The sequence below is a fragment of the Microbacterium sp. AK031 genome (assembly GCF_024807145.1).
Taxonomy (GTDB): domain Bacteria; phylum Actinomycetota; class Actinomycetes; order Actinomycetales; family Microbacteriaceae; genus Microbacterium.
In genome coordinates this window covers 381,580-396,479 of record NZ_JANUCA010000002.1, presented here as the reverse complement: position 1 = coordinate 396,479, position 14,900 = coordinate 381,580, and the positions used below count along the sequence as shown (strand labels likewise).

Below are 14,900 nucleotides of genomic sequence, written 5' to 3'. Positions count from 1 at the left end.
ATGTCAGACGCTCGCGCCTACTGCTTCGCCATCGCTTCGTTGATGCTGAGCTGGTAGTCGCCCACGGTGCAGTTGAGCACATCGTCGATCGTCACGATCGTGCCGCCCGCCGCGCCGGACTCCATCATCGCGTAGCAGAGCGCAATCGCCCGCAGCCCCTCCTCCAGTCCGACCTCCGGCTTCGTGCGCGAACGGATACACGAGCCGAACTCGGCGTACTCGATCGCCAATAGCAGGCGATCGACGGTCTCGAAGTCGAGCCCGTACGCGGTGGCCTGTGCGCCGCCGAACAGGGCGGCGGTGGCGTCGTCGAGGGCGAATCCGGGAACGAGGGGCAGGATCTCGGCGCCGGTATATGTGTGCGTTCCGTCCAGCGTCAGGATGAGCGGTTCGCCGCTGCGATCCTTCGGGATCTCGACGGCGCCGGCCGAGCCATGCACGCTGCGGGCCCAACTGGACCGGCCGTGCTCGGCGCGGTTCTCCGCGTACTGGCCGATGGCGCCGGAGGCGAAGTTGACCATGGCGAAGAGGGCGTCGTCTGCGGTGGCGGTGAACTCGGCAGGCATTGCCGCCTGGGATTGGCCGTACACGCCACCGGGATTTGACGCCGGCGCCCCTCCGGTCGCCGCGAGGTTGTAGCGGACCTTCTCGAACAGGCGCATCTGGGCGTACACGCTGGATGCCGGGCCCAGGTAGTACTCCATCATGTCGGTGTAGTGAGTGCCGGCGTCGAACAGGATGCCGCTCTCGTCCTTCAGGTGACGCCACATCGAGATCGCCATGAGGTTGCCGCCGCCGCCCGAGCTCTGGTGGAAGTAGCGCGGTTCACCGAGGACGCCGCCGTCGATGAGGGCCTTCACCAGTCGGTTCGTGGGGTCGCGTCGGAAGTTCTCAGCGACGCTGAGGACCCGGTCCGAGCCCGCGATCGCCGTCTTCAGCGAATGCGCAGCGGCGATCGTCAGGCCGACCGGCTTCTCCACCATGACGTCGAGTCCCAGTGCGATCGCCTCGGCGGCGAGAGTGTGGTGGAAACGCGGCACGGTGGTGATATCGACCGCCACCGTGCCGAGCTTCTGCGCCGCTTCGAGGTCGGCGCACGTCGTCGGGCGGCGACCGAGCAGCCCAGCGGCCGCATCGGCGAGAAGCTCTGCGCGGGCGGGATCGACATCGCATACTGCGACGAGGTCGAACGGATTGAGCCCGTTCTTCTCGAGTTCGGCCAGGCCGAACATGTGTCGAGTCCCCATGCCGCCGCTGCCGACGATCGAGAGCGGGATCCGTTCCATGATGATGCGCCTTTCGGGGTCGTATCGTTCCCCGTCAGCCTATTTGAGCTGATGTAAATATGTCAATACATTCAGCTATCAGGTGATAAATCGGATCAGTTCTCTTCGAGCACGAGGTCGATCTCGTAGTTATCCGATCGGTACACGTGCTCCGCGTACTCCACCGGGGCGCCACCGGGCTGGAACGCCGTGCGCTTCACCGTGATGACGGGCAGCCGGTTGGAGATCTCGAGCAACTCGCGTTCTTCACCCGTCGGTAGGCGCGCCGAGATGGATTGGTGGACGACGATCGGGCCGACCCCGTGATCGCGCAGGATGGAGTAGAGCCCTTGCTTCTCGAGCACGTCGTCACTGATGGGGCCGAACCGCGTGGGAAGCCAGTTGTGCATGATCGTCAGCGTCTCGCCGTCGGCGAATCGCAGGCGCTTCAATGCGATCAGCTCCGTATCGGGATCCAGCTCGAGCGCGGTCGCCGCCTTCGGGTTCTGCTCGGTCACCTGACTGAGCACTTTCGTGCTGGGGCTCCGGCCCTGATTCGACAGATCTTCGTACAGACTGCCCTTGCTCACCTTGCGGTGCACGCGGCGGCTCGTGATGAAGGTGCCGAGACCGCGCTTGCGCACGAGCAGGCCCTGATCGACGAGGTGCCGGATCGCGTATCTGACCGTCGGGCGCGACAGACCCAACCGCTTGCTCATCGCGACTTCGTTCTCGACCGGGTCTCCAGGTTGAACCGAACCGTCGGTGATCGCGGCCATCAACTGTTCGGCGAGCTGGAAGTACAGCGGAACCGGTGAGTTCCGGTCGAGCGAAACGGGGATCACGGCTTCTGCCGACATCGTCGCCTCATTCCTTTGCACAACATGTCAACTCATTATGACGACAATCCGTTCCGGGTGTGCAGAAACGCGCACGCGGCGGGTCATCGTCAGAGCTCGGAGCGCGACTGCAAGAACTGAGCGACCTCGTCCATCGTCGGCATTGCGACCGAGCAACCGCGGCGCGATGCGACGATCGCGCCCGCAGCCACGGCGTTGCGCATCGTGTCCTCGAGCGGCAGCCCCACCGTGGCGCCGTGCACAAGCTGGCCGCCGAACGCGTCACCGGCCCCCAAGCCGTTGATCGTCTGCACATCGAACGCCGCCTGCTCGATCATCCCCTCGGCAGTGGCAGCCAACGCGCCCTTGGCACCCTCCTTGACCACCACCAGACGCGGTCCGCTGTCCAGCAGCTCGCGTGCGATATCGGCCGGCGTTCCGCTGGTGCCGAGAGCGATCTCCACTTCGCGCACATTCCCGATCACGGCATCCGCCCGACCCAGAACCGGGCGCAGTCGATCGCGCACATCGCTCTCACTCGCCCAGAAATCGGCGCGGTAGTCGAGGTCGAGGAACACCTGGTCGGCCGTCGCGAATGCGGCGGTATGGGCCGCGGCCGACTGCTCGGAGGCGAACCCGGATGCCGTGATCCACAGCACTCGCGATGCCGCCGCGGCCTCGCCGAGCTCGTCGGCGTCGAGGCTCTCCTCCGGTGGTTGCGGGTCGCGGAAGAACGTCAGCCCTGGTTCGTGTGGTTCCTGCAGGTCGCAGACCGCGAGAGTGGTTCGGCGGCCGGGAACCGCCAGTGCCCAGCGGCTGTCGACGCCGAACGCCTCGAGTCGATCGACGACGAAGTCGTGGAACAGGTCGTCGCCCGTTCGCGTCACAACGGCGCTTCGCAGCCCGGCGCGCGACGCAGCAACCGCGACGTTCGTCGGCGAACCACCGAGATACTGGCGGTACGAATCCACGTCCTTCGGAGCACGCCCGTCGTCGGCGGGGTAAAGATCGACGACCGCTCTGCCGACCGTGACGACGTCGAAAGCAGGGTTCACATGTACAGACATAGCGACATACTAACAATCTGATAGAGTGCTGGGCATATTCAGCCCTAGAATTGGCGCAACGGTCACCGATCGGAGAACGAAAGCAATGATGCGAGCTCTGCGTAAAACAGGTAATGCGCCTGAAGATATCGCGTTGCTAGAAATGCCGCGCCCCGAAGCGGCCGCTGGGCAGGTTGTTGTGGATGTCGCGGCCGCGGGAGTGTGCGGAACTGACCTGCATATTCTCGACGGCAGTTACGGCTCGCGCCCTCCGGTCACTCTCGGTCACGAGGTGAGCGGCACGATCGTCTCGGTGGGTGATGGCGTGGATCCTGCACGCATCGGTGAGGCGGTCGCGCTCGAGACGTTCTTCTCCACCTGCGACGTATGCCGCGAGTGCCGCGCCGGTGCTCCGAATCGTTGTCTGTCCCGCGTATCGATTGGGTCGGGAGCTGACGGCGGGTTCGCGGAGCAGATCGTCGTCCCCTCCCGGAACGCGCGGCGCTTGCCCGAGCGTGTGAGCGTTGAACTCGGTGCGCTCAGCGAGCCGTTGGCGTGCGTCTGCCGTTCCCTGTTCCAGCCTTTTTCTGCCGTGCGAGCGGCGGATCGCGTTCTCGTGATCGGCCCAGGGGCCATCGGCCTGCTCGCCGCGCAGGTCGCACGTGTCTCCGGCGGCGAAGTGACCGTCCTCGGAACACCGGCAGACGCCGAGCGGCTCGAAGTCGCCACCGCACTGGGATTCACCGCCGTTGCCGATCCCGCCGACGCCCCCGAAGACATCGATGTCGTCCTGGAGTGCTCTGGTTCGGCCGGAGGAATGGCTGCCGGCGTCACTCGGGTTCGCCGCGGCGGTCGATACGTCCAAATCGGCCAGCGTGGGGACGCTGTCCCCATCGAACTAGCCCTCGTCTCCATCCATGAGCTCGTCATCACCGGCGGCTTCGCCAGTACGCCGGACTCCTGGGACCGCGCCATGCGGTTGCTCGAACTGCGTCTGATCGACCTCGCGCCGCTCGTGAGTCGAACGTATCGACTGGACCAGTGGCAGGAGGCGTTCGAGGCGGTGCGTACGAGTGCGGGCGTGAAGCAACTGCTGATCCCGAGCGCGGAGGCATGATGAAACTCGGGTACAACACCTGGTCCATGCCGAACACGCCGTTCGGCGAGGCCGTGCAGCTGCTGTCTCGCATCGGCTACGACAGCGTCGAGGTCACCGTGTGCGAAGGGTGGCGGACCGACGCGGCCACTGCGACCGACGAGGATGTCGTTCAATGGCGCGCATCCGCCGCCGCTGCCGGTCTCGATATCTCGAGCGTCACGGCGAATGCGCCGCTGGTCTGCGACGACGACACGTGGAGCGAGAGTCGTCGACGACTGATCCGTTCGTTCGAGGTCGCGGCCATTCTCGGCGATGGGCGGGCGCTGCCGGTGAGCCTCGGTGTGCACAAGCCAAAGGCGCCGCTGCTGGGTGGGAATCCGCCGCCCATCGTCGCTCAGGATAGCTGGGAGACGGATCGGACTCTCATCATCGACCGCTTCGGCGAGCTGGTTGAAAGCGCCGTCGCGCTCGGGTGCTCGGTCGCCCTCGAACCCCATGCCGGCGCAGTGGTATCGACTCCAGAGCACGCGCTCGCCGTCCTTGACGGTGTGAGGTCTCCCGCTCTCGGAATCAACCTCGATATTTCCCACTTCGCCGTGCGCGACTTCCGCCTGGAGGATGTGGTGGCATCGCTGCTGCCGCAGGCCGTCGTCGTCGAGGTGAAAGATCACAGGCGCACTGCTGACGGTTTCGACTTCCTCATCCCCGGCGAAGGGGAGTTCGATTACCCCGACTTCCTGCGGCTGCTCGCAGATGGCGGCTATGAGGGCACTGTCTCGGTCGAGATCAGCGTGCGGCGACAGGCGCTCGCTGACTTCGACGAGGCGAAAGCAGCCAAGCTCTCGTATCGCACCCTGACGGATGCCGCGGAGGCGGCAGCGGTCGTGCGCGGGGGGCTGCGGTGACAGATCTCGTCCGCGTGGGTGTCGTGGGACTTGGCAACTTCGGCACGATTCACGCCGACGCCGCGTCAGCGCTGCCGGGCGTGCAGGTAGCCGCGGTGTGCTCGCGCACTCTGGCGAAGGCGGAGGACGCCGCCCAACGATATGCCGGGGCGACGGGCTACGACAGCGTGGAGCGGATGTTGGAGCACGCGGAGTTGGATGCCGTACTCATCGCGACTCCCCATAAGCAGCACTTCGAACCGGCGATGCAGGCCATTTCGGCCGGTGTCGCGGCGCTGGTGGAGAAGCCGCTGACGACGTCGTTGCGCGAGGCGCACGAACTCGTGGTGGCGGCAGATGAAGCAGGTGTGGCGCTGGGTACCGTCTTTCAACGTCGTTTCGTCCCGGCGGTGCAGCGCATGCACGACGCAATTGCCGAGGGCCGTCTGGGTCGGGTGGTCGCAGCGGAGTGCCTGGCGCACCTCGGCCGCGACCGGCAGTATTACAAGCAGGATGATTGGCGTGGCTCGTGGAGCGGAGAAGGCGGCGGTGCGCTGCTGACGATGGCCATCCACTACATCGACATGATGAATTGGATGCTGGGCACGCCGGCTTCCGTCTATGGGCGCTGGGCGACGTTGAAGCATGCGGACTACATCGACGTCGAGGACGTCGCATGCGCCGTGGTCACCTACGACAGCGGAGCAATCGCGACGGTGCAGGCGACGACGACATTCGAGAACGGATTCGCCTCCCAGCCCAGTCCCACGGTCGGCCATCGAGCGCCCGGCTTCCGTCTGGCAGTGCACGGCACGGCAGGGCACAGCGTGGGCGTATCGGAGAATCCGGAGCTCGCGCAGGCGGTCAACGACGTGTGGACATTCGACGGAGAGGAGCAGCGCATGGCGACCTGGCGAACACTGGAGGAGGGGCGTACGAGCGTCCCGGAGTTCCATGGCCGGCAGATCGCGGAGTTCTTCGATGCCGTTCGCGAACGCCGCTCTCCGGCTGTCACGGGTCGCGACGGCCTGCGGGCGCTCGAGGTGGTCAAGGGCGTCTATCTCGCGCAGGAGCGGGGCTCCGCGGTGTCACTGCCGATGTCCGGCGCCGATCGCCGGGCCGCAGACCGACTCACAGAAGGTGCGGCATGAGCACCACTGGTCGGGTCGCTCTGGTCACCGGCGGAGCCACCGGAATCGGGCGGGCGACCTGTCTGGAACTCGCGCGGCGCGGCGTCACTGATATCCACATCGGATACTCACGTTCGGCGGCCGCTGCCGAGACGCTCGTCGCCGAACTGCACGACCTCGGCGCATCTGCCTTTCTGTTGCAGATCGATGTCTCGGATCGCGGCGCCGTCGACCGGGCGGCCTCGCATCTGATCGAGGTGAGCGGCGGTCTGGACATCCTGGTGAACAGCGCGGGAACGACGAAGAAGATCGAGTTCTCTGACCTCGACGCTGTCACGCCCGGGGTCTGGGACGAGATCCTCGGGACGAACCTTCTCGGCTCATTCTGGGTCTGCCGGGCGTTCGCGGAATCCCTCAAGGAGCGAGGCGGCTCCATCGTCAACGTGTCATCGATCTCGGCGACGCGCGTCGTCGGAAGCTCGCTTCCGTACAGCGTGAGCAAGGCTGCGCTGTCTCAGATGACCAGAGCTCTGGCGGTCGCCCTCGCGCCCTCCGTCCGTGTGAATGCGGTCGTTCCGGGGACCGTGTTGTCGGGCTGGCACGAACGGCTTGTCGGATCCGAGAAGGCCACGGCCAACTTCGAGGCAGAGGCGCAATCAGTGCCGATGGGCCGTCTCGCTGCCGCCGGCGACATCGCCGAGGCCATCGCGACGTTGGCACTCGATCTGGGCTTCGTCACCGGTCAGGAGATCATCGTCGACGGCGGCAAGGCACTTCGCTACTGACCCGACAGGTTCAGTTCGCGCCGCCGCGCGGAACCCACGCGTCGATCCGGTCCTTCGCTTCCTTGAGACCGACTCCGGTCGCGGCTCGGAAGAGCTTGATCGCGTGGATCCTCTGATCGGCGGCGACGAGCTGGTCGATCTGCGCGATGACGTCCGGTGGCAGCACTCCCTTGGCGACCGGCGGCACGGCCGCGGTCGGCGAGGCGACGTACGGGGCGAATCGATGCTGGGCGACCGTGATCGCGTTCGGCCAGGTGTCGATAAGGTTCTTCGTCTCGGCGAGTCCGAGCCCGGTCTGCTCTCGCAGCAGCTTGATCGCCTGGATCTTCTGCCCCTGGGAGAGGAGTCGTTCGACCTCATGCGCGGCTTCTGCCGTCACGACCGTCGGCGACGCCGCGAACGGGAGGGCGCTCTGCCCGGAAGGGCGGATCGAGGGCACCTCAGGGCGCATCGATCTCAGCGCGCGCCGCACCAGCACGATCACGACGACGATCACGATGACGACGCCGAGGACGGTCAGGATCTCCATCGCGCCATTCTAGGAGGCCGCCCTCTCGCGACCAGCCGCTTCCCACCCGCCACCGCGTACCCTTGAACACATGACTGAGTCCTCCCGCATCCGCTCGACGGGTCCCGCACGCCCGAAAACGGATGCCGCCACGCAGGTGCGTCCCCGTACCGAAGGCTGGACCCAGAAGAAGGACGAGAGCGGGCGTCCGCTGCTGCAGTTCGCGAGCCCGAAGCGCGGCAAGCCGCCGGTGCACCTCGCCGATCTCACAGTCGATGAGCGCGCCCTGAAGGTCAAGGAGCTCGGCCTTCCCGGCTTCCGTGCGAAGCAGCTGTCGACGCACTACTTCACGCACTACACGTCAGACCCTGCCGAGATGACCGATCTTCCCGCCGCGCAGCGCGAGGAGCTCGTCGCCGGCATGCTGCCGCCGCTGCTCACAGAGGTGCGGCGTCTCGAGACCGACAAGGGTGACACGATCAAGTTCCTCTGGCGTCTGCACGACGGTGCTCTCGTCGAGTCGGTGCTCATGCGCTATCCCGGGCGCATCACGCTCTGCGTCTCAAGCCAGGCCGGATGCGGCATGAACTGCCCGTTCTGCGCCACCGGCCAGGCGGGTCTGACCCGCAACATGTCGTCTGCCGAGATCATCGAGCAGATCGTGCGCGCGAACCGCCTGATCGCCGAGGGTGGTCTCGGCGGCAAGAAGGCCGACGACCACAGCATGGAGCGCGTCTCGAACATCGTCTTCATGGGCATGGGAGAACCGCTCGCGAATTACAAGCGCGTGATGGATGCTGTGCGCACTATGGTCGCCGAGCAGCCGCACGGCCTCGGCATGAGCGCCCGCGGCATCACGGTGTCGACGGTCGGCCTGGTGCCCGCCATCCGCAAGCTAGCCGACGAGGGCATCCCCGTCACCTTCGCGCTGTCGCTGCATGCCCCGGATGATCACCTGCGCGACGAGCTCATCCCGGTGAACTCGAAGTGGAAGGTCGACGAGGCGCTGGATGCCGCGTACGAGTACTACGAGAAGACCGGCCGCCGCGTCTCGATCGAGTACGCCCTGATCAAGGACATGAACGACCACGCCTGGCGTGCCGATCTTCTGGCCGAGAAGCTCAACCAGCGCGGACGCGGTTGGGTGCACGTGAACCCGATCCCGCTGAACCCGACGCCGGAGTCGGTGTGGACGGCATCCACCCGCGAGGTGACCAACGAGTTCGTGCGACGCCTCAACGACGCCGGCGTGCCGACGACCCTCCGCGACACCCGCGGCAAGGAGATCGACGGCGCCTGCGGTCAGCTCGTCGCGACGACGGACGACGAGGCTGCTTCGGCCGCGATGGCCTGAGGCGTCGGTCGATCGGCGTCGCGCTGCGCATCCGACTTTCCGATGCGCTCCGCCTCGTCGAGCCATCTCGCGATCTTGACGTCGTCCGATCCCTTGACACCCAGTAGGCGGTGCACACGGAACGGCCTGACGCCGCAGAACTTCATCGTGCTCCTGGCGACATGCGTGGCGGCGGGCAGCCCGAGAATGGGAGCAGCGGCCCACGGGGTGTCGGCGAGGAGGAACATCCGCCCGCGACGTCCTTTCAGGAGGCCTTCCGGCAGACCGTTCGAGGCGTAGCGGTATTCCTGTTGCGGAAGCAGGGCACGGTCGAAGAAGCCCTTGAGCAGTGCGGGCACCGACCCCCACCACAGCGGGGTCGCGATGATGATGGTCTTCGCCTCCTGCATGGCCTGTTTGGCGTCGGCGAGGTCGGGCTCCAACGGCATGCGCTCTCGGTAGCCGAAGCGCATGTGCGGATCGAAGTCGAGGTCGCGCAGGGCGAGCAGCCGAGCGTCGCCGTAGCCGTCGGCATAGCGCTGGGCGATGGATGCCGTGAGGGATTCGGCGTCCGGATGGCCATCGATGATGAGAGCAGAAGGCATGTGCGGTTCCAATCTTGACACTGTCTAGTGAGTGGACACTGTCAAGATAGGAGATGATGTTGCTTGTGTCAAGTTCCAAAAGCGGCTATCACCATGGCGATCTGGCGCGTGCTCTCGAGACGGCCGCCATGCAGCTGCTCGAGCGGATGCCGGCGGCCGAGATCAGCCTGCGAGAGGTGGCGCGTGCGGCGGATGTGAGCCACAACGCGCCCTATCATCACTTCTCCGACCGCCGCGGACTGCTCAAGATCCTCGCCGAGCGCAGCATGGCGGAACTCCTGAACGCCGTGGCCGAGGGATCGAAGGTGGATGGGGTGCGTGCGTCGCTTGTGGGGGCCGGGGGTGCGTACATCCGTTTCGCGGTTGAGCATCCGAATTCATTCGACGTCATCTACGACCCGACGGTCTGCGTGCCCGGCGCGCCGACCGAGACCATGGCGCCCCTCATCGAGGAGCTGGAGGCCGTGATCGCTGACGCTGCTCGTGCCGCCGGACTCGATGCGGCAGCCGATGTCGCGGCTCTGTGGGGTCTTGCGCACGGACTCGGTACCCTTGCAGCCGCGGGGCATCTGACGCTCGACGCGGCCCTCGCTGCGTTCGGTGGGACTGTCGATCGAATCGTCTGACCCCTCCCACGGCATCCGTTCCTGGGAGCCGCTCGCAGGACTCTTGCATCGAGTCCACAGGCGCTCTTTCCTACATTGGTCTGATGCCCTATTCCGCCCATCGACCGGGTCGCTTCGACTCGCAGGGTCAGATCATCCTCGACAGCGACGCGGATACTGACACCGATGACCTCGACTTCCTGCGCGAGTTCGAACCCACGGGTTCCGATTCCGCGCCCGCCGTCGATGACACGACGGACGCCTCGGTCGACATCGCTTCCATCGACGACGAGCCGTTCATCGGGACCACGCCCCGGCGCGAGGCTGCCGGGGAGCCTGATGCCGCGCCCGATGCCGCGAAGCGTGTGAAGCCTGAGCGTCAGCAGCGCATCCGCCGACCGCGTCGTCCTCGCACGCCCCGTTCACGCCTGCGCACCCTCGCCATTCTCGGTGGCGCCGACGGCGAGATCCTCGACCGTGTCCCCGGTGAGACCTCGCGCTTCGTGCAGATGTTCTTCGTGCTCGCCGGCACCGCCCTCGTCTCGGCGATCTCGATGCTGTTCGCACTCACGACGGGCGTGCAGGCGATCATCTGGCTGGCGGTGCCGCTGGCGATCATCTGGGCCTTGATCATCTTCAACCTCGACCGCTTCCTCACCTCGACGATGACGTCGACGCGCAACATCTGGAAGCTCATCGGCCTCGCCATCCCGCGCGTGATCATGGCCGTGATCATCGGCTTCGTCGTCGCCGAACCGCTCGTGCTGCAGATCTTCCACAACGACATCTCCCGTGAGGTCGCCGCGACGAATATCGTCCAGGCGCAGTCCGACCAGGAAGCCCTGGAATCCGGTCCGGAGAAGCTCGCGCTGGATGCCGCATCCGAGCGCGTCGCGACGCTGGAGAATCAGGCGGCGACCGGGATCGTCGCCGGCACCGACTCCTCGTCCGCCAGCGAATCCGCCGCCCAGGCGACCGTCGACGACCTGAACGCCAAAATGGCCGATCAGCAGGCGGTCATCGACCAGGCGCGTGCCCTGTACCAGTGCGAGCTCACCGGTGAGGGGGCAGGCACGGTGCCAGGCTGCACCGGCGTGAACGGCGAGGGTGCGAGCTCCGACGCCGCCGAGGCGCAGCTCGCCGAGGCGCAGCAGACGTACGACGCGCTCGCCGCCCAGCAGCGCGACGCGAACGACGATCTGGAAGCCGCCGGCTCCGCCGCCAAGGAGAACACCTCGGCGTCCGAATCGCAGAACCGCGAGCAGGCGCAGTCCCAGCTTCCGGCCGCCAGGGACAGCTATGACCAGGCTCTCGCCGCGTACAACGCGCGGGCGGATGCCGTGGCAGGAGGCAACGCGGGAGCCACAGGGCTGCTCAGTCAGATCAGTGGTCTGAATCGCCTCTCCGAGAAGGAGCCGGCGATCCTGTGGGCTCATTGGCTCATCGCCGCACTGTTCTTCATGATCGAGCTGCTGCCGGTTCTCGTGAAGGTTCTCACGAGCTTCGGCGAGCCGACGCTGTACGAGCGGACAGTTGCGATCCGCAAGCAGGTGGCACTGGACAAGGTGACCGCCGACGGATTCCGCGATCGTGCACGCATCGTGACGGAGCAGTCGGCCCCGCAGGCGACCTGAGTCGTGGACCGGAGCGGATCAGGCCCGGCCCACGACGGTGACGATCAGTGCCGCGAGCTCTTCCTTCGCCTGATCGGCGGGAAGCGCCGCCGACACCGCCGCATGTGAGAGAGCGTCAGCGGCACCGAAGATCGCGGTGAGCGACGCGGGCTTGACCCCGTCAGCACCGCTGAACGGTGCGAGGATCTCGCGGCATCGTTCGGAGTATGCACGCTCCGACTCGCGCTTGACCTGCTCGAGCTCCGGTGACCCTTCCAGCGCGGCGAGCACGCCCGTGAGTTCTCGCCCCTGAGCGAGCGCGCATTCGACGTACGAGTCGGCGATGGCGTTCGCGCGCCCGCGGAGAGACGGCTCGGCGGCATCCAGATACTCCTCGAGCATCGCCGTCTGGCGATCGTCGAACTCCGTGAAGAGGGCAGCGAGGAGAGCGGCGCGGGAGGCGAAGTGGCTGTAGACGACGGGCTTCGCGACGCCCGCTCGCTCAGCGAGCCGGCCGAGCGTCAGGGCGTCGGCGCCTTCCGAGCGGACCAGCGCCCACGAGACATCGATCAGCTGGCTGTACCTGTCTGCTCGCGAGAGCCTCTGTCGAGTCATCCGACACCGTCCTTGCCCTATGTACCATTGGTAACCTACGCTTGGTACATAACAACTCTACCGGAGGAAGTCCATGAGCAGTCTCGTCGTCGTCTCGCATGCCGATCGCACCTCGCTGACCCACAATGCCGCTCGCGCCACATTCGACGCGATCGAGGCGGCAGGCGGTGACGTCGAGTTCGCCGACCTCGCCGCTGAGGGCTTCGACCCGCGATTCACAGGCGCCGATCTCGACCTGTACCGAGGCAAGGGCCGCGTGCCTGCAGAGGTCGTCGCTGAACAGGAACGGATCGACCGGGCGGACCACCTGATCCTCGTGTTCCCGATGTACTGGTGGTCGATGCCCGCGCTGCTCAAAGGCTGGATCGACCGCGTCTTCGTCGGCGGGTGGGCGTACGACGCGACTCCGGGAAGCACGCAGTTCGGGATGCTGGATCGCCTCACAATCCATCTGATCATCGTCGCCGGAGATGACGCGGCGAGCTTCGAGCGGCATGAGATCCCGCAGACGGTGCGTACGCAGATCGAACGAGGGATCGTGAAGTACTGCGGCGCGACGCACGGGTCCACGACCTACGTCTACGAGTCCGACACCAAGGACCGCGACCTCCTTGCTGCTGAGCTTCACGAGCTCAGCGAGAAGATCGCAGACCGCACGGCCAGCCGTTCGGCTGCCGGCGTCCTGGCCTGACCGACGATCTACCGTGACCTGCTTTCGAATCGGGTGATCTACTCCTTCACGGCTCCGCCGGGCGAGGGCGTCGACCGGACGAGTGCCGACCCCTGAGGCGACTTCGGCGAGTGTGTACGCGCGTATCGCCGGGTGAGCGCGGGAGTGCAGCGCGATCGATCGCACCAGGCTGACGATCGCGGGTGAGCGCGACTCGCGGCTGCCAGGGATCGACGCATCGGGGCCGACGGCCCAGTGGTGGCCCGTGAGTGCCTCCTCCAGTGCGAGCAGCGGGCTCCGCAGGGCGGCATCGCTGAGGCGATCGTCGTCCTCGGCGAACCAGTCCAGCAGCCTCTCAATGGTCCAATCGCTCGAGAGTGGACCATTGAATGGTGAATCTATCGTGATCGGGTGGCTCATTGGACCAGAATGAACTCTCATGAGCGCAGATGACAGGGCCAATCAGCGGCTGGTGGACCATCCGACGGCCATCGTCGACTCCGCAGCGCTGGCCGCCAGGCTCGGACGCTGGTCGCATGGTGACGGCACACTGTCGGCACAGCTCGCACAACGCATCCGCTCCCTCGCCACGACCGGAGAGCTGCGCCCGGGGGACCGCCTGCCTGCCGAGCGCGCGCTCGCGGCGGCGATCTCGGTGTCGCGCGGGACCGTGGTGTCGGCATACGCGTCGCTCGCCGAGCAGGGTGCAGTGGAGCGGCGCCAGGGCAGCGGCACGCGCATCGCGGGGTCTTCTGTCACTCATACACGCGACAACGGACGCGGCGGACGCGGCGAGGCGCTCTTCTCGGCGCTGCCGGACGCGATCGATCTGCTGCGCACTGTTCCGCAGATCCCCGACGCGGCTGTGGCGATCATCCGGGCGCACGAACCGCGTCTCGATCTCGCGCTGAGCCCGGAGACGGACCCTGCCGGCTTCCCAATGCTCCGTCAGCAGATCGCCGACCTGCTGACGGCCGAGGGGACACCGACCTCACCTGAGCAGATCCTGGTGACCCATGGCGCACAGCAGGCCATCAGCCTGGTCGTGAACGCACTGGTCGGCCCTGGCGACGTCGTGCTCGCCGAGGAGGTGACCTGGCCGGGCGTGACGGACACCGTCGGACTGCGCGGGGGCAGCGTGCACGGCATCGCGATGGGCGAGGACGGCATCGACGTCGCCGCGTTGGAGGTGGCGATGGCTCGGATGCGCCCGGCACTGGTCGCCCTGAATCCGCACCATCAGAACCCGACCGGCACGCGGTTGACCGCCGCCTCGCGCACGCGTGTCGCCGATCTCGCGGCGCAGTACGGCGTGCCGATCATCGAGGACCGGGTCGTGGCCGGGATATCGTTCGATGGCGTCGTTCCGCCGACGCTCGCCGCTGAGCGACCGGATGCTCCCGTGATCGTCGTCGAATCCGTCTCGAAGTGGGCGTGGGCGGGTCTGCGGGTCGGGTGGTTGCGTGCGGATCCGGTGCTGGTGCGCCGCTTGCGCGGTGCACGTCAGCTGGCCGACCAATCCACGAGCGTGCCCGCTCAGCTGCTCGCGAGCGATCTGCTCGAGCACGCGGCTGAACTGCGGCGTGAGGTCTCGACCACGCATCAGGAAAGGCTGCGCCTGCTGCTCGGACTGATGGCGGAGCATCTGCCGGACTGGACGTTCCGCGAGCCGCGCGGCGGGCTCGCGCTGTGGGCGTCGCTACCCGTCGGATCGGCGGACGCCCTGGCGCGCATCGCCGCCGTGCACGGCGTCGCCGTCGCCGGCAGCGGCGAATTCGCGGCGGGCGTCTCACCTGACGATCACATCCGCATCCCGTTCACCGCTGCGGATGCCGTGCTCACCGAGGGCATCCGGCGCCTCGGCGACGCGTGGCGGGAGTATCGCGCGCTGCTGTGATGTTGA

General features: G+C 66.7%; 15 protein-coding genes. 9 read left to right on the top strand and 6 right to left on the bottom strand.

The features are described from left to right. Positions 1-17 precede the first annotated feature (17 nt). The 3 genes from HDC95_RS07210 to HDC95_RS07200 form a co-directional block, all read right to left on the bottom strand. Positions 18-1,286: a Gfo/Idh/MocA family protein gene (locus HDC95_RS07210; RefSeq protein WP_259062636.1), complete on the bottom strand. Its 1,269-nt coding sequence runs from the start codon at positions 1,284-1,286 to the stop codon at positions 18-20. Between the two features lie 95 nt (positions 1,287-1,381). Then, complete coding sequence (locus tag HDC95_RS07205; protein ID WP_259062635.1) at positions 1,382-2,125, bottom strand: GntR family transcriptional regulator; 744 nt, start codon at positions 2,123-2,125, stop codon at positions 1,382-1,384. A gap of 89 nt (positions 2,126-2,214) precedes the next feature. Further along, positions 2,215-3,171 (bottom strand): PfkB family carbohydrate kinase, encoded by a 957-nt coding sequence (locus HDC95_RS07200; RefSeq protein ID WP_259062634.1) that lies wholly within the window; start codon positions 3,169-3,171, stop codon positions 2,215-2,217. A gap of 142 nt (positions 3,172-3,313) precedes the next feature. Between HDC95_RS07200 and HDC95_RS07195 the strand changes: the two genes are divergently transcribed. The 4 genes from HDC95_RS07195 to HDC95_RS07180 are packed head-to-tail and all read left to right on the top strand — an operon-like array spanning position 3,314 to position 7,048. Continuing rightward, on the top strand, positions 3,314-4,267 hold the full coding sequence (locus HDC95_RS07195) for an alcohol dehydrogenase catalytic domain-containing protein (protein ID WP_259062633.1): 954 nt from the start codon (positions 3,314-3,316) through the stop codon (positions 4,265-4,267). After that, positions 4,264-5,154, top strand: a complete 891-nt coding sequence (locus tag HDC95_RS07190) for a sugar phosphate isomerase/epimerase (RefSeq protein WP_259062632.1) — start codon at positions 4,264-4,266, stop codon at positions 5,152-5,154. Before HDC95_RS07195 ends, HDC95_RS07190 begins: the two co-directional genes overlap by 4 nt. Then, positions 5,151-6,284 (top strand): Gfo/Idh/MocA family protein, encoded by a 1,134-nt coding sequence (locus HDC95_RS07185; RefSeq protein WP_259062630.1) that lies wholly within the window; start codon positions 5,151-5,153, stop codon positions 6,282-6,284. Before HDC95_RS07190 ends, HDC95_RS07185 begins: the two co-directional genes overlap by 4 nt. Further along, a complete protein-coding gene (locus tag HDC95_RS07180) occupies positions 6,281-7,048 on the top strand; it encodes an SDR family NAD(P)-dependent oxidoreductase (RefSeq protein ID WP_259062629.1) in 768 nt (255 codons plus the stop codon). The genes HDC95_RS07185 and HDC95_RS07180 overlap by 4 nt, the downstream gene beginning before the upstream one ends. 10 nt (positions 7,049-7,058) lie before the next feature. On the opposite strand, the gene HDC95_RS07175 is transcribed toward HDC95_RS07180, so the two are convergent. After that, positions 7,059-7,577: a ribosomal protein L7/L12 gene (locus tag HDC95_RS07175; protein WP_259062628.1), complete on the bottom strand. Its 519-nt coding sequence runs from the start codon at positions 7,575-7,577 to the stop codon at positions 7,059-7,061. Between the two features lie 70 nt (positions 7,578-7,647). Between HDC95_RS07175 and rlmN the strand changes: the two genes are divergently transcribed. Next, positions 7,648-8,910: a 23S rRNA (adenine(2503)-C(2))-methyltransferase RlmN gene (gene rlmN / locus HDC95_RS07170; protein WP_259062627.1), complete on the top strand. Its 1,263-nt coding sequence runs from the start codon at positions 7,648-7,650 to the stop codon at positions 8,908-8,910. Here rlmN and HDC95_RS07165 read toward each other — a convergent pair. Next, on the bottom strand, positions 8,859-9,494 hold the full coding sequence (locus HDC95_RS07165; RefSeq protein WP_259062626.1) for an NAD(P)H-dependent oxidoreductase: 636 nt from the start codon (positions 9,492-9,494) through the stop codon (positions 8,859-8,861). The two genes, rlmN and HDC95_RS07165, sit on opposite strands and share 52 nt — an antisense overlap. A gap of 56 nt (positions 9,495-9,550) precedes the next feature. Here HDC95_RS07165 and HDC95_RS07160 point away from each other — a divergent pair, with 56 nt between their 5' ends. Further along, entirely contained in the window at positions 9,551-10,120 is a 570-nt protein-coding gene (locus tag HDC95_RS07160) for a TetR/AcrR family transcriptional regulator (RefSeq protein WP_396652682.1), read from the top strand. Positions 10,121-10,203: 83 nt separating this feature from the next. After that, entirely contained in the window at positions 10,204-11,733 is a 1,530-nt protein-coding gene (locus tag HDC95_RS07155; protein WP_259062624.1) for a DUF4407 domain-containing protein, read from the top strand. A gap of 18 nt (positions 11,734-11,751) precedes the next feature. Here the strand turns inward: HDC95_RS07155 and HDC95_RS07150 are convergent, their stop codons facing one another. After that, positions 11,752-12,327 (bottom strand): TetR/AcrR family transcriptional regulator, encoded by a 576-nt coding sequence (locus tag HDC95_RS07150; protein ID WP_259062623.1) that lies wholly within the window; start codon positions 12,325-12,327, stop codon positions 11,752-11,754. A gap of 73 nt (positions 12,328-12,400) precedes the next feature. Between HDC95_RS07150 and HDC95_RS07145 the strand changes: the two genes are divergently transcribed. Both HDC95_RS07145 and HDC95_RS07140 read left to right on the top strand, forming a co-directional pair. Next, positions 12,401-13,018 carry an NAD(P)H-dependent oxidoreductase gene (locus tag HDC95_RS07145; protein WP_259062622.1) on the top strand — a complete coding sequence of 206 codons (618 nt, stop codon included), beginning with the start codon at positions 12,401-12,403 and terminating at the stop codon, positions 13,016-13,018. Between the two features lie 418 nt (positions 13,019-13,436). Next, positions 13,437-14,894 (top strand): PLP-dependent aminotransferase family protein, encoded by a 1,458-nt coding sequence (locus tag HDC95_RS07140; protein ID WP_259062621.1) that lies wholly within the window; start codon positions 13,437-13,439, stop codon positions 14,892-14,894. Positions 14,895-14,900: the final 6 nt, after the last annotated feature.